Genomic DNA, 20,819 nt, shown 5'->3' on the forward strand with positions numbered 1-20,819 from the left:
GCTAAAAAATGTATTTATTCCATTAATCAAAACGATTTTTAAATAAAAGTTGTTTAGCTATGGAGAGATGTTGTCCGTCGAAATAATTTTAAAGTAGTTAAGTTTTTACTAATATTTAAGATAAAATTAATAAATATTGGTTTTAGCGAAATTTAAGTGCTTATCAGAATCAAATTAGTTATACGTATGGTCAAAAAAATATTTTTTTTATTGTGTATTGGTTTGGGATTGCCTCAAATTATTTCGGCACAGGAACAAACTGTCAGTGGAATTGTTACTGAAGTGGGAAGCGGCATGCCATTGCCGGGAGTTACAGTTATGGAAAAAAGAACCTCTAATGGAACTTCTACAGATTTTAATGGGGATTTTTCATTAGCAGTTGGGGAAAATACCATTCTGGTGTTTTCTATGATTGGTTATGAAACCCAAGAAGTTCCTGTGACTTCTGGAGAATTAAATGTTGAGATGCAAATAAATACGGAAGCTTTGGACGAAGTGGTGGTGACAGCACTGGGGATAAAAAGGGAAGAGAGAGCACTGGCATACAATGTGCAAGAAATTGAGTCGCAGGAAATAGTACAGGTTAAGGATGCCAATTTCATAAATAGCCTTGCGGGTAAAGTTGCCGGTGTGAACATAAGTACCAGTTCTACCGGTATTGGTGGTTCTGCAAGGGTGGTAATGCGTGGTACAAAATCAATTTCAGGTAATAATAATGCATTGTATGTAGTAGACGGTATTCCGCTGCCTTCACTGCAGTCTGATCAACCATCTGACATTTTTTCTGGAGCTGGCCAAACAGGGGATGGAATTTCAATTTTTAATCCTGAAGACATAGAATCTGTAACAGTGTTGAGTGGACCTGCAGCAGCAGCTCTGTATGGTAGTGCCGCTGCTAATGGTGTTGTAATGGTCACCACAAAAAGTGGTCAGGAAGAAGGAATGACTGTGAATTTTTCAAATAATACCACTTTCTTTTCTCCTTTTGTGTTGCCCGACTTTCAAAACCTTTATGGTGTTACTGAAGCAGGTAGCTATTCCAGTTGGGGGGATGAACTTTCTGAGCCAAGTTCTTACGATCCAACTGATTTTTTCCAAACTGGGTTCAATGTAACAAATTCAGTTAGTATTTCAACAGGTACAGATAAAAATCAGACCTATTTTTCGGCTTCTTCTGTAGCTGCGGAAGGTATTATAAATAACAATAATTTGGACAGGTATAACTTCTCATTCAGGAACACCAGTAATTTTCTTGATGATAAATTATCCATGGATATTACTGCCATGTATATGTATACCGAAGAGCAAAACATGCTAGCACAGGGTCAATATTTTAATCCATTAATACCTATATATCTATTTCCTCCGGGAAGAGATATTAGAAAATATCAGGTTTTTGAACGGTATAACCCTACTCGAAATTTCCAAACACAGTATTGGCCTTTTGGCGATCAGGGGTTTCAGATGCAAAACCCATACTGGATTACCCAAAGAAACATCTTCAATAATGATAAGAATAGATATTTGATGAGCGGATCTTTAAATTATGATATATATGAAGGGATCAGCATAACTGGAAGGGTGAAATTCGACAGAAATAATGCATTAAACGAAAGGAAATACTATGCCTCTACGGCTGGTTTATTTGCAGGTGAAAATGGAGCTTACTATAGGCAGAATGCTGATACAAGGCAATTATACACCGATGTTATAATGAATATGAACAAGCAGGTGGAAGATTTCTCAATTTCAGCAAATATCGGGGCGAGCTTACAGGATGTGGAATATGATTTTTCCACCTTCGGTGGCAATCTTCAAGGAGTACCAAATTTATTTGCGTTACATAATATAAACCTTAATCAGGCTGAAACTTTACAAAATGGATATCATGACCAAACGCAGGCAATATTCGCAACAGCTCAGGTTGGGTATAAAAATATGGCTTTTCTTGATGTTTCTGCCAGAAACGATTGGGTGTCTGCCCTGGCAAATACCGATGCAAACTCCATTTTTTATCCTTCTGTAGGACTATCCGCTATAGTTTCAGATTTATTTGATTTTAATTCTGATACATTTTCATATTTAAAAGCCAGGGCTTCATATAGTGAGGTAGGAAATGCGCCCCAGCGCTATATCTCTATAGCAACTTACCCGGTTATTAATGGATACCCGCAAACAAGTACTTTTCTTCCTGCAACAGGTTTAGAACCAGAACGAACAGAATCTTTTGAGGTAGGTATTAATGCCAGGTTATGGAATAGGTTAAAGATCGATTTAACAGCTTACACCTCATCTACCTATAATCAATTGTTTAATCCTTCACTTTCATCAAGTTCAGGGTATGATAGTTTCTATGTTAATGCAGGGCAAATAGACAATAAAGGTATTGAGCTTTCTGTAGGTTATGATCAGGAATTTGGAGATTTAAAGTGGTCTTCGAATCTTACCTATTCACTTAACAGAAATAAAATTGAACAATTATTACCTTCTTATACTATAGAAGAGACTGGTGAAACTGTTTCTCTTGATAGTTTAAACATGGGAGGCACCGGAAGTTATAGGATGATTTTGACCGAAGGCGGATCAATGGGCGATATTTATGTAAACACCTTAAGGAGGGATGCTCAAGGTTATATTTATGTAAATCCTATGAATTATAGCGTTTCACCGGATCAAGAAAGATTTGTGAAAGCAGGAAATTCCAATCCTGATTATATGATAGGGTTTAGAAATTCCTTTGAATATAAGGGTTTTAATTTGGGGTTTTTAGTCAATGCCAGGGTTGGTGGTGAAGTAGTTTCGGTTACACAGGCAATTATGGATGCCTATGGGGTTTCTGAGGCATCAGCGCAGGCCAGAGATGACGGTGGTGTTCTCGTAAATGGATTCCGAGTGCCCTCACAAAGCTATTATCAAGTTGTTGGTGGCGGCACATCAGGAATTGGCTCACGCTATGTTTATAGTGCAACCAATGTAAGGTTGGCTGAAGTGTCCCTGGGATATAACCTGGATTTTGAAAATAAGTTTCTTGGATTGAAGAATCTCAATTTCTCCCTAATAGGACGTAACTTATTTATGTTTTACAACAAGGCACCGTTTGATCCACAAGCCACTGCAAATACAGGAACTTATTATCAAGGCGTAGATTATTTTATGCAGCCTAGTCTACAAGGGATCGGTTTTTCGGTTAGAGGAAGGTTTTAATAAATATTAAATTCATAGAAATGAAAATATATAAAATTTTGAATAATAAGATGCCTCTTATTGGTGCTTTAAGTGCTTTACTTTTCACTGCCTGCACCGACAATTTTGAGGATTATAATACAAATCCTTACGAAACCACAGAAGAAATGTTGGGGTACGACAACCTTTCAACAGGATCTTTTTTTGTGCAGATGCAAAGAAATGTTTTCCCTATTGCACAGCAACCTGAATTTGGGGATGAAGTATATCAAACTATGCAAAACCTTGCGGGTGATGTTTTTTCCGGGTACATGGGAGCAACTAATAACTGGTATTCTGGAGCAAACAACACTACTTACGCTTTGATTCCGCAATGGTACGGGCAGGCCTTCAGCAGGGCGTTTGTAGATGTGATGCCTGCATGGAATTCTATTAGAAATAGTGCAGAGGAAGAGCTTCCACAGGTTTATGCAGTTGCTACCATCGTAAAAATAGAGGCTTTGCATCGTATTACAGACATGTATGGGCCTTTACCATATCTTAATTTTGGAAGTGGTGCTTTACAAAATGATTATGATAGCCAGCAGGAAATTTATTATTCCTTTTTTGATGAATTAAATGAAGCCATTGAGATTCTAACGAATTTTAACATAGGCTCACCAGATGCAACCGTATTAGATGATTACGATTACATTTATAATGGAAATGTTGAGCAGTGGATAAGATTTGGAAATTCTTTAAAACTTAGGCTTGCTATTCGTATTGTAGATGTAGATCCTTCAAAGGCCCAAACTGAGGCTGAATCTGCAATTAGTCATCCAATGGGTGTAATGACGAGTGCTTCAGACATTGCTGCGCTTAATCGTGGTGATGACTTCAACTATAACCATCCTCTGTATATTATAAGTCACAATTTTGACGATGTAAGGATGGGAGCTGAAATGGAATCTTACCTTGAGGGTTATAATGACCCAAGAATCGCCCAATATTTTGATCCTAACCAAGATGGGGAGTATATTGGTATTCGTAATGGTATTAATATTAACAGTAAATCTGACTATGCGGATGGCCCTTTTTCAAATTTAAATATTTCAGCGAATGCTGATATTATATGGATGAATCCTGCTGAGGTGTATTTTTTACGTGCTGAAGGCAATTTACGAGGATGGAACATGGGAGGTGAAGCCAGAGATTTATATGAAGAAGGGATAAGAATTTCTTTTAACATTAGCGGGGCATCGGGCAATGTAGAAGCCTATTTAAGTGATGGTACTAGCCAGCCTATTGGTTATACCGATCCTGTTAGTAACGGAAATAGCGTAGGAGCTTCAAGCGATTTAGTGAGTGATATTACAATCCAGTGGGATGATATGGCCAGCTTTGAAAAAAATCTGGAGAGAATCATAACACAAAAATGGATTGCAATTTATCCTGATGGTCAGGAAGCCTGGTCAGAATTTAGACGTACTGGTTATCCTCATGTTTTCCCCGTTGTAATTAATAACAGCGGTGGCCTTATCAGTACTTCTGAACAAATACGCAGACTACCGTTTCCTTCTCAGGAATATCAAAATAATTCTGCCGGGGTCAATGTTGGAGTTTCTTTATTGCGCGGAGCTGATAATGGAGGAACCAGACTTTGGTGGGATGTAAATTAATAGTAAAAAAATAAAATCTTGAAAATAATGAAAAAAAGAAGATATTACTTATTAGCTTTTTTTATATCGATTTGTTTATCAGGGATATTTCTAGCTTGCGATACAGATCCTGAAGCATTGAATATTGAAAGGCCATACACCTATAGTGAGGAGTATTACGAAAGCTTAAGAGCCTATAAAGAATCAGATCACCAAGTTTTTTACGGTTGGTACGCAGCTCCAGGGCAATTAGAGGGCGTGACAGCAGGTTATAGGCAATCCCCTTCTATGGGTGAACATATTGCAGGAGTGCCAGATAGTCTGGATTTCCTGAGCCTTTGGTTCGGTATTCCTTCTTTAAGGGAAGACGATTCCTTAAGCAGCTATAATCCAATTGCTTATGAAGAAATGCGTTTTGCGCAGGAAGTAAAGGGCACCAAAATGCTTGTGGTGGAAATTACTAGAATGGAGGGATATAGTTGGCTGGAATTATCTGAAGAAGGTATAAGAGATTATGGAGATTATCTAATGGGAATGGTGTTTGACAATGATCTCGATGGGTTAGATCTTGATTATGAGCCAGAGGGCGACTGGATTGCAGGAGAAAATTTTGCGACCCTCGTGGAGTACATTGGTAACCGTTTAGGCCCAATGTCTGAAAATCCAGATAAATATTTAATCATTGATTATTATAACCAAACACCACCTCCCTCTGTGGAGCCTTATATAAATTATTTGGTAAACCAGGCTTATACTCAAGGAAGAACATCAACTTCAGCCCAATATCTTCAATCCAGGTATAATCAGGTAAGTGACTGGCTTCCAACAGAAAAATTTATAGTTACCGAAAATCTTGGAGAATGGTACGAAACAGGGGGAGCACCGTTTACCGAAGCTGATGGAAATACAATGAATGAAGATGGTGAGCAAATTTATTCTCTTGAAGGAATGGCGCGTTGGAACCCCAGGCAGGGAGAAAAAGGAGGTTTTGGAGGATTTTATTTTGGAAGGGATTATATTAATTATCCTCCTTATCAAAATGTGCGGCAAAGCATTCAGGCAGCAAATCCTGCTGTTAGGTAAATAAGCCAAAAATAACCTGAAAAAATAAAGAAGATGAAGATAAAATATAATATAAAATTGATTAGTGCGATAATGCTTTGTGCTGTGCTTACAATCCTGAGTTCCTGCGATGATTTTGTAGATTTTCAGGACGTAATACTCATAACCGGTACAGAAGAAAATAACGTATTGAGGTTTGCGGTAGAAGAAGCGCCAGCAACTTTCTCCATAACGGCAAGTTCCACTGCGAGAGTTACACAAGATGTCAATGTTAACTTTAATGTAGATCCAGATATGGTTCCAATTTATAATGAAGAAAATAATGCTAATTATGAGTTTGTACCTGAAGGGAGTTATGAAATTTCTTCAAACAGTTCTCAAATTTTATCAGGTACAGCAGTATCAGATCCCGTAACTGTTACTATAACCTCAACTGAAAATTTTGTAGAAGGAAGAAATTATATTATCCCGGTAACAATTTCTGGACAGGGAAGAATGAAAGTACTGGAAGCTTCAAGAACCGTATACCTTCGGGTTTCCAGGGTCATAGATTTTAATGCCGTAGATATATCCAATCCCGATTTCTATGATACTTATCAATTTAGTGAGCCTATAACAGGAATTACGGAATTTACTTATGAAATACGTTGTAAAATTGATGAATGGCATTCGGGTCAACCCCCCATCAGCCGTTTATCTAACTGGGGTCCTGTAGATGAATCCTTACCAAACCTTTTGCGTTTTGGGGAAGCAGGAAGTGATGTTAATCAATTGCAATGGGTAAGTGCAGAAGGAGCAACTTTTTCAGAAACCCGATTTGCTACAGATACATGGTATACAATTTCATGTGTATATGATGGTTCAGATTATAGACTTTATGTGAATGGATCATTAGATAGCCGCTTTAGTGGTTCGGGGCAGCAATATGTTCTCGCTGCACTGGAATTGGGGATGTCTTATGGCGGTTATGAATATTCCCAAAGATTTTTAGGAAGCGTAGCTGAAATAAGATTTTGGAATAGAGCTTTATCTTTAAATGAAATCCAGGCAGGGCTATGTGCAGTCGATCCATCTGCAGAAGGTCTTCTAGCATACTGGAAACTTAATGAAGGCGAAGGAAATGTATTTTACGATAATACGGGAAATGGGCGTGATATGGATTGGTCCAATGAAGTAGTGTGGAATACCGATGATAACCAATGTGCTCAATAAAAATAAAACTATTTATTATGAAAAATATAGCAAGTAAAATCTTAAATTTTATTGGGTTAATAGCTATGTTCACAATAGGTGCATGCAGTAGTGATGATACCAATTACGATTTTGAAGGTGATACTACAAATAGAATCTTCGTAAACTCAGGAACCCAAATGGTAAACAATTATAATGGTTTTAATACATCTGTAGTATCTACGCCGGTAGGATATATAAGTGAAGGAGTCTTTGCTAAATTTCCAGTTCGATCTACATTAAGGACATCCTCAGATGTTATGGTGAATTTTGAGGTCAATAATACTTTAGTTGATAACTACAATTTAGAAAATGGAACCAACTTTAGTACGGTGCCAGAGGGTATGGTAAATCTTGAAGTGCCATCACTAACTATCAATCAAGGGAATTTTCAATCTTCTGACTCAATTTCCTTATCAGTTCCATCAGAAAGCTATTCTCAGTTAACCGAAGAAAACTACTTGGTCCCAATAACAATTTCCTCTTTGGAAGATGCAGGAAATGCAGAAATTAGTACAAATCTCAATACTGTTTATTTAATGATAAATACCTTAGAGACTAATGTATATGACGGGGCGGTAGAAGAGGATATGGAAGGTGAAGTTGTTGAGGATAAATCTACCTGGACAGCTACAACAGATGTTCCTGTTTCAGCAGGTTTATTAGAAAATATGTTTAATCCAGATGTAAGTGACTATTGGTTCATTAGCCCGGCTCAGGAGACTGAATTGATTGTAGATCTAGGAATTGAATATACTGATATTAAAGCTATTCGTTTTAACAGTTATAGTTCAAATTTCTCATTGACTTCTATACATGTTTCAACAAGTAATGATGGAGAGACTTGGATTTCCCAAGGTACGGCTGGATTATCAACCTCTTCCAGTTATCAATATATAAAATTTTACGCGCCGGTAACTGGTCGTTATTTAAAATTGGGTATTGAGGGATGGTCTTCTTCATCTTATGTAATTATGTCTACTTTCGATATATATCAATAACTTCTTTTAAACATTAAACTTTTTACATTTTACTAAAATAATTGTCGCGAATTCTCGGCAAAATTAAATCAACCTTAAATATTTAGATATCTACTTTCGCATAATAAAGGTCTTGGAAAAGATAAAAAAATATTGAATAGAATCTCAGAACTATTAGAGTATAATTTTACTGTTGTTAAGTTTTATATAATCAGCACTTTAATTTTTTAAATTAAAATTACTGAATGGTTACTGATAATTCCTAGGGCAGAAAAAAACATCAAAAATCATTATTAAATACTAATTTCATTGATTAGCCAAAGGAAACCGATTGGTAAATGACCAACCGGTTTCCCTTTTTTAATTTCAGAAGATAGATGAAGAAAATTTATTTTTGTGTTCTACTAGTTTCAAAATTTTCTTACTGCTCAGGATATCAGTAATCAATTATATAAAGATTTGGCGCAGAATAGGGGTGAGGGTGGAAAACTTAGTTTCTTTAATGACATTAGAAGAAAAAGTAGGGCAGCTTACTATGCCCTTGGGTTGGAAGATGTACACCAAGAACGGTAAAAATGCGGCAATAAGCAGATTTTATAAAGAAGAAATATAGACCAGGCATATTGGTGGTTTATAGGGATTGCAAAGAGCAGATCCCTAGACACAGAAAACACTGGAAAATGGGCTCTACCCAAAAGAAGCTGCTAAAGGAACCAATGCCATTGAAAATAGCCGTTTAGAGATTCCATTGTTATTGTAAGAAGAAGCTATGCATGGGCATATGGGCATTGTGACTACCGTTTTTCCAACTGCTATAAGCGAGGCCCGCACCTGGAACCCAAAGCTACAAATGGCAGAAGCCATTGCTGAAGAAATTTGTGCCTAGGGAGCCAAGATGGTTCTGTGTGGAGGAAACTTTTGGGGAGGATCCTTATCTAATTTCAGAAATGGGAAAATCTATCTTTACCGGTTTCTAGGAAGAGACCGGGGAAGTCTCAAGAACGGAAAGCATGTTGTTGTTGCCATCTTAAAACATTTTGCAGCTTATGGGATTTCTGAAGGTGGCCACAATGGAGGTGCCGTCCCAATTGGAGTTGCTACTTTTATTCGGACATAAAATTTAAGACCGTTTGTTACCAAACAAATATCTAAGAACCATGAAAAAACGATTTTACAGTCCCGAATTAAAGGAGCAAGCAGTTCGTTTAAGTTACCAGCGCGAGAATATAAAAGAATTAGCAGATGAACTAGGCAGAAGTCCAAAGGATCTACAAATGGCGCAAGGCAGCTAAAACAGCTACATTGCCTAAGCCTGAAAAACCAATACCCGATGATACTTTAGAGCTTAAAAGACTTCGCAAAGCCCTTAAAGAAAAGGAACTTGAACTTGAAATATTAAAAAAGGCCGTGCACATCTTCTCCAAGAGCGATGGGAAATCTATGGATTTATAGCCAGCTATAAACATTTATATCCGATAGAGAGGATGTGCAAGGTTTTTAAAAACTATCAGACTTTTTCCTGCAAGTCCATTGCGTCGATGGGGGTGCACCTGATAACCTAGATAAGGAACAATGTGAAGAATTCGCTGATGACACTCTCGGACAAAATACTGCTGAGAAAGCGTTCTATTATAGAGACTGTAAACGATGAACCCGAGAATATATGCCAGATTGAGCATTCAAGGCACAGGAGCTTCGGCAACTTTATGACAAACTTTATCTGTAGGCTTATAACCTATAGTTTCCTGCGCAAAAAACCATCGATCAAATCTCAAACTATCCAAACACAACAGCTGGCTATTTTATAATCGAAATCGGATTACAAGGTCAGAAAAAGACCTTGGAGGATTGAAACAAAGAACCCGCTTCAAACAATTGAAGCGGGTTCTTTGAATATTAGAAAGTCTAACTTCTATCTTACATCATTCCTGGCATTCCGCCACCCATTCCTTGTGGCATTCCACCGCCTCCGGCATTGTCTTCAGGGATGTCTATTAATGCACATTCTGTAGTAAGGATCATTCCGGCAACAGATGCAGCGTTTTCAAGAGCTACACGGGTTACTTTCTTAGGATCTATAATACCGGCTTTCATCATATCAACAAAAGTATCGGTTTTAGCATCGTAACCAAAGTCTTTTTCGCCTTCAATTACTTTGTTAATAACCACAGATCCTTCTCCGCCTGCATTTTCAACGATAGTTCTTAATGGAGATTCGATAGCGCGGGCAATTATCTGGATTCCTGTACCTTCATCTGCGTTTTCAGCTTTCAAAGATTGAAGAGCTTTAATGGCACGAACTAATGCCACACCACCACCGGCTACAATTCCTTCTTCCACAGCCGCACGGGTTGCATGAAGGGCATCGTCTACTCGGTCTTTCTTCTCTTTCATTTCTACTTCAGAAGCAGCACCAACATAAAGTACGGCAACACCGCCTGCTAATTTCGCAAGACGCTCCTGTAGTTTTTCCCTGTCATAATCAGAAGTAGTAGACTCTATCTGAGCTTTGATTTGGTTTACACGTTCCTCAATATTTTTTTGCTCTCCGGCACCGTTTACTACAGTGGTATTATCTTTATCTATAGCAACTTTTTCAGCAGTACCTAATTGATCGATAGTAGCATTTTCCAGGGTGAACCCTCTTTCTTCAGAAATTACAGTACCACCGGTTAAAAGGGCAATATCTTCCAACATTGCTTTTCTTCTGTCTCCAAAACCAGGAGCTTTTACGGCAGCGATCTTAAGAGAACCTCTTAATTTGTTAACTACCAAAGTAGCAAGAGCTTCCCCATCCACATCTTCAGCAATAATTAAGAGAGGCTTTCCAGATTGTGCCACCGGCTCAAGAATTGGAAGAAGATCTTTCATCGCAGATATCTTCTTGTCAAATAACAAGATATAGGGACTCTCAAGATCTGCAGTCATTTTTTCGCTGTTGGTAACAAAATAAGGAGAAAGATATCCTCTGTCAAATTGCATACCTTCAACTACATCTACGTAAGTCTCAGTACCTTTTGCTTCTTCTACAGTGATAACACCTTCTTTTCCAACTTTTCCAAAAGCTTCAGCTATTAATTCCCCGATAAGCTCGTCGTTATTGGCAGAAATTGAAGCTACCTGCTTAATTTTTTCTGAGGAGTCTCCAACTTCTTTGGTTTGATTAACCAAATCTGCAGTTAAAGCCTGTACCGCTTTGTCTATCCCTCTTTTAAGATCCATAGGATTAGCACCGGCGGCAACGTTTTTAAGGCCTTCTTTTACGATAGCCTGGGCAAGAACAGTTGCAGTTGTAGTACCATCACCTGCAAGATCGTTGGTTTTGGAAGCAACTTCCTTAACCATCTGCGCACCCATATTTTCAATCGGGTCTTCCAGCTCGATCTCTTTCGCTACAGTAACACCATCTTTGGTAACCGTTGGTGCTCCGAAAGATTTGCTGATAATTACATTACGGCCTTTAGGACCTAAAGTTACTTTTACTGCATTTGCAAGTGCATCCACACCGCGCTTAATTCCATCGCGTGCCTGAATGTCAAATTTTATATCTTTTGCCATTTTTTAAAGATTTTATTATTTCCGCAGAGCGGAAAGAAAGATTAATTTTTCAGTTGATTTCTATGTCGGGATCCCCCTACAGAGAAGAATTTAGACTATCGCAAGGATATCGTCTTCTCTCATAATTAAATAGTCTGTACCTTCAAGCTTAAGCTCGGTACCGGCAAACTTGCCGTAAAGAACCATGTCTCCAACATTCACTGTCATCTCGTGATCTTTTGTTCCTTTACCTACTGCCACAACTTTTCCTCTTTGTGGTTTTTCTTTAGCGGTTTCAGGAATATAAATCCCCGATGCAGTTTTTGTTTCAGCTGCTGCAGGCTCAATAAGAACTCGGTCTGAGAGCGGTTTAATGTTTAGTGCCATTTTAATGTTATTTAGGTTAATTAATTTTTTTACTTGACACTGTATATTTCGAAAATTGTGCCAGTGAAAAAAGACTGACATTTATCAAAAAAAAATGCCAGCTTGTCATAAGCTGGCATTTATATCACTATAAAGTTGAGTTCTATTCCTGATTATCCACCGGTTGTTGGGGAGCGGGTTGTTGCGGTACATTCATCTCTACATCTTCGTCACTTTCAAAAACGCCTGTAGAAGAAGTGCCATCTCCCATAATAGTCACATTAGAAAGTAATATGAGGACCAATAACAGCGTAGCCAGGGTCCAGGTACTTTTATCCAGAAAATCATTGGTTTTCTGTACACCACCTACCTGCTGTCCGCCGCCTCCAAAGGAAGAAGAAAGCCCGCCTCCTTTAGGATTTTGTACCATGATTACCACGATTAGCAAAAATGCTACTATAACTATTAAAGCCAAAAAAATTGTAAATGTGCTCATTATCAGTCTGTATTGTTATCTTGTAATTTTTCTATTGCCCGAATTTGGTCTGCAAAGGAACCACTTTTTTCGGGATTTTTCAAAATTAATATTTTATATGCCTGGATTGCTTTTTTATAGTTTTTCTGTTCAAGATAGACCCGCGCCAGGGTCTCCGTCATTAAGGCTTCAGGTGTAACGGCATTTCGTTCTGCCAGGTTGGCTTTATTGGCAGGTTTCCCCGGTTTAATCTTAGGACTTTTTGATATAAACTCATCAATAAGTTCAAAATTCTTGGTATGGGCAGGGGCTGTTTCGTCATCTTTATGAATTTCTTCTTTGGAAATTTTTTCTGAAGAATTTTCTCTTATAACAGGTTTTGCTGAAGTAAGTTGCAACCATTCTGAAAAAGAATGTGATTCCGCAGAGTTAAAATTTAATGGTTCCCCAATTCCCAGCTCTTCTTCTGCGGAGGAATTTTCTGAAATTTGCCCTTTTTCGATTTCTTCTTCTTTCTGCAGAGGTTTTTCCGGGCGTTCAAATAAAGCAGGATCCATTACTCTTTCAGATTCCGACTGTTTCATCTTTATAGCCTCATCTATGGCAATGCTGCGTTTGCCAAAAACCTCTTCCGCTTCAAAAACTGTTATTTCTTTAAGACGTTTTTCCTGCTGCTTAATCTGCTCGGCAATTTGGTTTTGATTGAATTCCGGAGAAGTGATATAATCAAAAAGTACACTCCTGTCGCCGGTATAGGCGGCGGTCTTTTTTAAAGCTGTATTGTAGCTAAAGGAACGGTGCTCTTTTAGACCTTTTAACCTTAGCGCCCTTACAGCCTGAAAATAAGGGTATTTGGTGAGAATTTCTTCCAGATGGGAAGTATCCCTGGCGCCAACTTTAGCGGGATGTTCCAATAAATATGTTATTTCCTTTAATTCCATTACCAATCGGTGAGGGCGGCATTAAATATATCCTGGGTTATACGGGTGAATATTTCGTCAACTGCAGTTTCCAACACCCCGCCTACCAACTGTGTGTTGGCAGGATAATCATAATAAAAGGAGAAGGTTCTTTCAAAATCCTTTTCTGGTTCCAAAGTATTATAATAACGAACATTTACAGCAATAGTCAAACGGTTTTGCGCAGCGGTATTATCGGCCGTGGCGGTCATTGGAGCAATATAATAATCTACAATTTCCCCTTCAAAAATAAGCTCACCATTTTCATTAGTAAGATTAAGATTGGTTTGATTCAGGATCAGGTCCTGAAGAGAAAGGGTGAATTGTCTGTCTATTCCGGGCTCTACCAGGTCTGCCTGATTTTCAAAAAAGTTTACCTGGAAAGTTTCCGCATTTCCAATATCGGCTCCTGTAAAGGAGTAAATTCCGCAGGATTGCAGTGTAAGCAAAAGAGTAGAGCAAAGAATTATGAGTGTTTTTTTCATAAGTTTTAAAGCCGTAAGCATTATTTTCAAAACATTTTTTAAGCAGAATCGTATGTGTTTAACTTTGAACTTATAAATTATATTGTTTGATTTTGCGGTAAAGGGTTCTTTCGCTTATTCCCAGTTCTTCTGCCGCGGCTTTGCGCTTGCCTCCATGGCGCTCAAGTGACTTTTTGATAAGTTCCAGTTCTTTATCCTGAAGGGAGAGTGTTTCTTCCTCTTCAATCTCTTCGGCAAAATAATATTTGTCTTTAGTCTCCTGAAGGTCGGATTGCGGACTTTTTTGCGGAATTTGTAAAACTTCCATTCTCTCTTCTTCCAACTCTTCAGCATCTACATCGGTACCATCATCACCGTAAATTTTTTGGATAAGGCATTCATTTTCATCCTGCACTTTCTGCGAATCACCATCTTCCATTAATTTAAGTGTGAGTTTTTTCAGGTCGTTCAGGTCATTTTTCATATCAAAAAGTACCTTGTAAAGAATTTCCCTTTCATTGCTGAAATCGCCTTCTTTTCTTTTTTCAGAAATAATCGCGGGCAGGTTGCTGCCAATATCGGGCAGGTATTGTTTTAAATTTTCAGCGGTAATGCTGCGCTCCTGTTCCAATACTGAAATTTGCTCTGCAACATTGCGTAGCTGACGTATGTTACCGCCCCAGCGATATTTTTGAAGCAATGCCACCGCGTCATCTTCAAGCCTAATGGTAGGCATTTTGTACTTCAGGGCGAAATCTGAAGCAAATTTTCTGAACAGCAAATGAATATCTCCTTTTCTTTCTCGCAGGGGAGGAAGATTGATCTCCACCGTACTCAGGCGGTAATAAAGATCTTCCCGGAATTTCTCCTTTTTAATAGATTCGAACATATTGATGTTGGTTGCAGCAACAATCCGAACATTCGTTTTTTGAACTTTGGAAGAACCTACCTTTATAAATTCACCGTTTTCCAGCACCCTTAAAAGTCTTACCTGGGTAGGTAACGGTAGCTCTCCAACTTCATCAAGAAAAATAGTGCCGCCATCGGCCACTTCAAAATAACCGCTGCGGGTTTGAGTGGCACCGGTAAAAGCACCTTTTTCATGTCCAAAAAGTTCACTGTCAATAGTACCTTCGGGAATCGCCCCGCAGTTCACCGCAATGTATTTATTGTGTTTTCTATGAGAAAGGGCGTGTATGATCTTTGGAACACTTTCTTTTCCCACCCCGCTCTCGCCCGTAACCAGTACCGAAATATCTGTTGGGGCAACCTGTATGGCCTTTTCTACGGAGCGGTTAAGTTTAGGGTCATCTCCAATGATGCCAAACCGTTGTTTAATTGCTTGTACTGATTCCATTTAAAGTTCGCAGTATTGAGTATTTAGTAATCAGTATCTATTAACTGAAACATCTAATTATTAATAATTATCACTGTATCCAACGGCTACACCAATTAAAGTTGCGCTGGTGCAGTCTTCAAATTTCACATTTACAAAATCCCCTATTTTATAATTCTCCTTCGGAAAAACAGCCACCGTATTTTGTGATGTCCTGCCGCTCCAATGTGCATCAGATTTTTTGGATTCTTTTTCAATTAAAACCTCTGCCGTTTTTCCCAGGTATTTTTTTGTATTATACCTGCTATGCTCCTGCTGAAGGTTTACAATTTGTGTGAGCCTTCTTTTCTTAATGTCTTCAGGAACGTCATCCTTAAATTTTCGTTCGGCCATTGTTCCGGGCCTTTCAGAATAAGCAAACATAAACCCAAAGCCATATTTTACATACTCCATAAGGGAAAGTGTATCCTGGTGGTCTTCTTCAGTTTCAGTAGGAAACCCGGTGATGATATCATGAGAAATTCCGCAATCGGGAATAAGCTTTTTAATGTTATCAATCATTTCAAAATATTCCTGGCGCGTATGCAGACGATTCATTTTTTTCAAAATACGATCACTGCCGCTCTGTACCGGCAGGTGAATATATTTGCAAATATTGCGGTGTTTAGCCATGGCTTCAATTACATCCATCGTCATGTCCTGAGGATTGGAAGTGGAGAAGCGGATTCTCATTTTAGGCTGAGCTTCAGCAACAAGTTTAAGTAAGCTGGCAAAATTCACTGCAGTGGCCTTTTGCATTTCCGAAGCGTTTTTATAATCTTTTTTGAGTCCGCCACCGTACCATAAATAACTATCTACATTCTGGCCCAGCAAAGTGATTTCTTTATAGCCTTTTGCAGCAAGATCATTCACCTCTTCCACAATACTCTGCGGATCCCGACTTCGCTCCCTGCCACGGGTGAAAGGCACCACGCAAAAAGTACACATATTATCACAACCCCGGGTTATGGAAACAAAAGCTGAAACACCATTACTTTGTAACCGCACGGGAGAGATATCACCATAGGTTTCTTCTTTGGAAAGAATAACATTCATAGCATTGCGGCCTTCTTCCACCTCATTGATGAGATTTGGTAAATCTTTATAAGCATCGGGGCCTACAACCAAATCCACAATTTTTTCCTCCTCAAGGAATTTGCTTTTCAGGCGCTCGGCCATACAACCCAGAACCCCCACCTTCATATTGGGATTTATCCTTTTTACAGCATTGTACTTTTCCAAACGTTTCCGTACAGTCTGTTCTGCTTTATCCCTGATAGAACAGGTGTTTACCAGCACTAAATCTGCTTCTTCAAGATTTTGAGTGGTGTTAAAACCTTCTTTATATAAAATGGAAGCTACAATTTCGCTGTCACTAAAATTCATCTGGCAACCGTAGCTTTCTATAAACAGCTTGCGGTTGTTGGATGCCTTTGGCTCCATAACCAGCGTATTTCCCTGTTGTTTTTCGTCTAATATCTTCTCCATAATTCAGTAATGCCTTTGCGGTATTTTGACGGGCAAAGATAAGGCTAAACAAATTTATGACAAAGTGACAGTGATTTTTTTCAGGAGTTTGCGCAACCTTTTTTAGTATTAAACATCTAATAAGAAATCGGTCATCATGAAAAAACGAACATTTATCCCTTTTCTACCCTTGTTCTTTCTTTTGTTCAATGCTTGCGAAAAACAGGAAACTACGGAAGAATCTTACGAAGTAGCTGTGCCCATCACTCAGCCCATTGCCAAATTTCGGGCTTCAGTAAAAATCCAGGAACCAAAAGCAATAGCCGAAGCAGGGAAAATTTATTCTTACGGGGATTATGTTTTTGTAAACGATAAATATGAGGGAATACATATAATTGACAACCGGGATCATTATGCGCCTGAGAAAATAGCCTATCTTAAAATCCCCAAGAATGTGGATATTGCTGTGAAAGATGATATGCTGTATGCTGATAGTGGGATGGATCTGGTAGTGTTTGATATATCAGATATCAATAGTATTACCCAAATTGAAAGGCTTGAAAATGTTTTTCCCAATACCAATTATATAGTTCCTGCAGGGGCAGCATTTGTAGATAATGAGAAATTTGATCCTGAAAAAGAAGTGATTGTAGGTTACATTATGGAAAGCAGAAAAATTGAAATGACTGATAATAATGATGATCTTGTTTGGTTTGATTCTGTAGCGGAAGCAAATTACTCCGGTGGAGGTTCGGGAACCGGTGGTTCCCTGGCCAGGTTTAAAATTGTTTCAGACTATCTGTATGCCGTGGACCAGCAGAACATTATGGTCTTTGATATATCGTCACTTAACGATCCTCAAAAGATTACCGAAGAATATGTTGGCTGGGATATTGAAACCATCTTCAATGAAAATGATCATTTGTTCCTTGGCAGTACCACGGGCATGTACATATATAGTATAGAAAATCCGGAAAAACCTGCTCTTGTTTCCAGGGTTCAGCATGTAATGGGGTGTGATCCTGTGGTGGTGAAGGATGATATTGCCTATGTTACCATAAGAGGCGGGAATTTTTGCGGACAGCAGGATAGCCAGCTGGTCTTAATAGATGTATCAGATAAAGCCAATCCTGAGACGCTGAGTACCTATTTTATGGAGAATCCATACGGGCTGGGAGCAAAAGGCGATAAATTATTTGTGTGCGACGGTAGCGCCGGACTTAAAATTTATGATCTAACCAATACCCCCGATCTGATTTTGGCAGATCATTTCCAGGACATCAACACCTATGACGTAATCCCCCTGGATGATGTTCTGCTGATGGTCGGGGATAACATTCTTCACCAGTATAATTACAAAAACAACAAGGTGAACCTGATAAGTTCCTTTAGTTTAAATTAAATTTTTTCCTTGTTTGGTTTTTTGAAGGCCCGCTGTTAAAGCGGGCTTTTTAATATTTATCCTTTGGTCAGGAACATTTTAAAAGGGAATATCAATTAGAATTATCAGGTTAAAAAAAAATTGATATACTTTTGTACCATTAAAGTAAAGATTTATGGCAAAGAATTTAGTGATTGTGGAGTCTCCTGCGAAGGCCAAAACCATAGAGAAATTTCTTGGAAAAGAATATAAGGTAGCTTCCAGTTTTGGACATATCGCAGATTTACCTACAAAAGAACTTGGGGTGGATACCAGCGGGGATTTTACGCCTAAATATATAGTTTCAAAGGATAAAAAGGATGTTGTGCGAAAGCTGAAAGGGCTGGCCAAAGGTGCTAACACTGTATGGCTTGCCAGTGATGAGGACCGGGAAGGAGAGGCGATTGCGTGGCACCTGGCTGAAGAGCTTAAACTTGAAAAAGAAAAGACAAAACGAATTGTATTTCACGAAATCACCAAATCGGCGATTTTAAGAGCGATTGAAAATCCGCGTGGAATAAATTATAATCTTGTAAATGCCCAACAGGCCCGGAGGGTGCTGGACCGGCTTGTAGGATATGAATTATCTCCTGTTCTATGGAGAAAGGTTAAAGGCGGACTTTCTGCCGGAAGGGTGCAAAGTGTTGCTGTTAGGTTAATAGTGGAACGGGAACGGGAGATCCAGAGTTTCAATGCTGAAGCCTCCTATAGAATAGATGCTGAATTTGCAACGGAAGAGGGAAAAACATTTAAAGCAAGAATTCCAAAGAATTTTGGAACAAAAGAAGAAGCACAGGAATTCCTGCAGCAAAATTTAGGTGCTAATTTTAAAGTAGCCGGGTTATCCACAAAACCGGCTAAAAAATCCCCTGCACCACCTTTTACAACGTCAACACTTCAACAGGAAGCCTCCAGGAAATTGTACTTTTCGGTTAGCAAAACTATGACTATGGCCCAGCGGCTTTATGAAGCTGGTCATATAACTTATATGAGGACTGATAGTGTGAACCTTTCTGATGATGCACGAAAAGGGGCGAAGCAGGAAATCCTAAAGGCGTATGGTGAAAAATATGCCAAAACCCGGCAGTTTAAAGGAAAGAGTAAAGGAGCACAGGAAGCTCACGAGGCGATTCGTCCCACCAGTTTTGAAAATCATAGTGTTAATGCCGACAGGGATCAGCAAAGGTTATATGAATTAATTTGGAAACGTGCCATTGCTTCTCAAATGAGTGAAGCTCAACTGGAGCGCACTAACGTTAAGATTGAAGCTGATAAGCACGATAAACAATTTACCGCAAATGGGGAAGTATTGAAGTTTGATGGTTTCCTGAAAGTCTATCTGGAGGGATCAGATGAGGAAGATGAAGAGCAAAGCGGAATGTTACCTGCTTTAAAAGAAAATGAAGCGCTGCAGAATTTATTTATTTCAGCAACAGAAAGATTTACACGCCCACCTTACAGATATACTGAAGCATCACTGGTTAAAAAACTGGAAGAACTGGGCATAGGAAGACCATCAACTTATGCACCTACTATTTCTACCGTTCAAAACAGGAAATATATCGAGAAAGGTTCCGTAGACGGTAGCGAGCGGGAGTATGCGCAGCTTGTCCTGGAAAAAGATAAAGTTTCAGAGAAAACTTTAAGCGAAACCGTTGGTAGCGATAAGGGTAAACTGGTGCCTACTGCAACGGGAATGGTAGTGAATGATTTCCTGGTAAATCATTTCTCAAATATTCTGGACTATAATTTTACCGCTAAAGTAGAGCAGAATTTTGATGATATTGCCGAAGGAAATGAGGAATGGACGCATATGATGAAGGATTTCTATAAAGATTTTCATCCACATGTGCAGGACGTGGCTAAAAATGCCGATCGTGAAGTAGGAGAACGTATTCTGGGAGAAGATCCGGAAACCGGCAAACCGGTAAGTGTAAGATTGGGGAAATTCGGGCCTATGGTGCAGATTGGCTCTGTGGAAGATGATGAGAAGCCGAAATTTGCCAGTCTCAGTCCTGATCAAACTCTGGATTCTATTACTTATGAAGAGGCGATGGACCTTTTTCAGCTTCCGAAGAAATTAGGAGAATATAAAGGAGAGAATGTTGAAGTGAATAACGGGCGGTATGGTCCCTATGTACGATTCGGAAAAAAATATGTCTCACTGGAAAAAGGAGAAGACCCTTTAAATGTGGAATTTGACAGGGCGATGGAACTTATAAAAGCAAAAGAAAAAGCCGATGCTCCCATATATGAATATGAAGGGCTTCCGGTACAGAAAGGGGTCGGAAGATTTGGGCCATATCTTAAGTGGAACAATATTTTTATAAATGTAAACAAGAAGTACGATTTTGATAATCTTTCCGTAGATGATATTGAAACCCTTATTGAAGACAAGAAGAAGAAAGAGCGGGAAAAGGTAATTCACAATTGGGAAGATGAAGGAATTCGTGTGGAGAAAGCCCGCTGGGGAAGATCTAACGTGATTAAAGGGAAAACTAAAGTAGAGTTGCCTAAAACGGTAGATGCACAAAAACTTACCTTGGAAGAGGTGAAGGATATTCTGGAGAAAAATACCAAAAAGAAGAAACCTGCCAAGAAAAAAGCACCGGCTAAAAAGAAGAAGGCCACATCAAAGAAAAAAACCACCAAAAAGAAATAAGG

Annotated in this window: 15 protein-coding genes and 1 pseudogene; 9 read left to right on the forward strand and 7 right to left on the reverse strand. The window is 38.8% G+C overall.

Annotated features, from left to right (window positions below; translation table 11 throughout):
* Positions 1-186 precede the first annotated feature (186 nt).
* From RM539_RS02540 to RM539_RS02570, 7 genes and pseudogenes are all read left to right on the forward strand, one after another.
* Positions 187-3,204 carry a SusC/RagA family TonB-linked outer membrane protein gene (locus RM539_RS02540; protein WP_311501930.1) on the forward strand — a complete coding sequence of 1,006 codons (3,018 nt, stop codon included), beginning with the start codon at positions 187-189 and terminating at the stop codon, positions 3,202-3,204.
* Positions 3,205-3,224: 20 nt separating this feature from the next.
* Positions 3,225-4,841, forward strand: coding sequence for a RagB/SusD family nutrient uptake outer membrane protein (locus tag RM539_RS02545; RefSeq protein WP_311501931.1), 1,617 nt, complete (start codon positions 3,225-3,227; stop codon positions 4,839-4,841).
* Between the two features lie 27 nt (positions 4,842-4,868).
* Entirely contained in the window at positions 4,869-5,903 is a 1,035-nt protein-coding gene (locus RM539_RS02550; RefSeq protein ID WP_311501932.1) for a glycoside hydrolase family 18, read from the forward strand.
* A gap of 33 nt (positions 5,904-5,936) precedes the next feature.
* A complete protein-coding gene (locus RM539_RS02555; RefSeq protein ID WP_311501933.1) occupies positions 5,937-7,094 on the forward strand; it encodes a DUF1735 and LamG domain-containing protein in 1,158 nt (385 codons plus the stop codon).
* Between the two features lie 17 nt (positions 7,095-7,111).
* Positions 7,112-8,113, forward strand: coding sequence for a BT_3987 domain-containing protein (locus tag RM539_RS02560; RefSeq protein ID WP_311501934.1), 1,002 nt, complete (start codon positions 7,112-7,114; stop codon positions 8,111-8,113).
* Positions 8,114-9,394: 1,281 nt separating this feature from the next.
* Positions 9,395-9,544, forward strand: a complete 150-nt coding sequence (locus tag RM539_RS02565; protein WP_311501935.1) for a hypothetical protein — start codon at positions 9,395-9,397, stop codon at positions 9,542-9,544.
* Between the two features lie 110 nt (positions 9,545-9,654).
* Positions 9,655-9,900, forward strand: a pseudogene (locus RM539_RS02570) (transposase); the annotation flags it as partial.
* Positions 9,901-10,009: 109 nt separating this feature from the next.
* On the opposite strand, the gene groL reads toward RM539_RS02570, so the two are convergent.
* The 7 genes from groL to miaB form a co-directional block, all read right to left on the reverse strand.
* Entirely contained in the window at positions 10,010-11,650 is a 1,641-nt protein-coding gene (gene groL / locus RM539_RS02575) for a chaperonin GroEL (RefSeq protein WP_311501936.1), read from the reverse strand.
* 90 nt (positions 11,651-11,740) lie between these two features.
* Positions 11,741-12,016, reverse strand: a complete 276-nt coding sequence (locus RM539_RS02580) for a co-chaperone GroES (protein WP_311501937.1) — start codon at positions 12,014-12,016, stop codon at positions 11,741-11,743.
* A 142-nt stretch (positions 12,017-12,158) separates the two neighbouring features.
* On the reverse strand, positions 12,159-12,491 hold the full coding sequence (gene secG / locus RM539_RS02585; RefSeq protein WP_311501938.1) for a preprotein translocase subunit SecG: 333 nt from the start codon (positions 12,489-12,491) through the stop codon (positions 12,159-12,161).
* Positions 12,492-12,493: 2 nt separating this feature from the next.
* Positions 12,494-13,411, reverse strand: coding sequence for a DUF8458 domain-containing protein (locus tag RM539_RS02590; RefSeq protein ID WP_311501939.1), 918 nt, complete (start codon positions 13,409-13,411; stop codon positions 12,494-12,496).
* On the reverse strand, positions 13,411-13,914 hold the full coding sequence (locus RM539_RS02595) for an LptE family protein (protein WP_311501940.1): 504 nt from the start codon (positions 13,912-13,914) through the stop codon (positions 13,411-13,413). Before RM539_RS02595 ends, RM539_RS02590 begins: the two co-directional genes overlap by 1 nt.
* A 70-nt stretch (positions 13,915-13,984) precedes the next feature.
* Positions 13,985-15,250 carry a sigma-54 interaction domain-containing protein gene (locus RM539_RS02600; RefSeq protein WP_311501941.1) on the reverse strand — a complete coding sequence of 422 codons (1,266 nt, stop codon included), beginning with the start codon at positions 15,248-15,250 and terminating at the stop codon, positions 13,985-13,987.
* A 60-nt stretch (positions 15,251-15,310) separates the two neighbouring features.
* Complete coding sequence (gene miaB, locus RM539_RS02605; protein WP_311501942.1) at positions 15,311-16,756, reverse strand: tRNA (N6-isopentenyl adenosine(37)-C2)-methylthiotransferase MiaB; 1,446 nt, start codon at positions 16,754-16,756, stop codon at positions 15,311-15,313.
* 136 nt (positions 16,757-16,892) lie between these two features.
* On the opposite strand from miaB, the gene RM539_RS02610 reads away from it, so the two are divergent.
* Together RM539_RS02610 and topA are read left to right on the forward strand one after the other, a co-directional pair.
* Positions 16,893-18,137, forward strand: coding sequence for an LVIVD repeat-containing protein (locus RM539_RS02610; RefSeq protein WP_311501943.1), 1,245 nt, complete (start codon positions 16,893-16,895; stop codon positions 18,135-18,137).
* A 154-nt stretch (positions 18,138-18,291) separates the two neighbouring features.
* The gene (gene topA / locus RM539_RS02615) at positions 18,292-20,817 is read left to right on the forward strand and encodes a type I DNA topoisomerase (RefSeq protein ID WP_311501944.1); all 2,526 of its coding nucleotides are present in this window, start codon (positions 18,292-18,294) and stop codon (positions 20,815-20,817) included.
* Positions 20,818-20,819: the final 2 nt, after the last annotated feature.

Source organism: Autumnicola musiva (genome assembly GCF_031846585.1).
In the GTDB taxonomy this organism is placed as follows: domain Bacteria; phylum Bacteroidota; class Bacteroidia; order Flavobacteriales; family Flavobacteriaceae; genus Autumnicola; species Autumnicola musiva.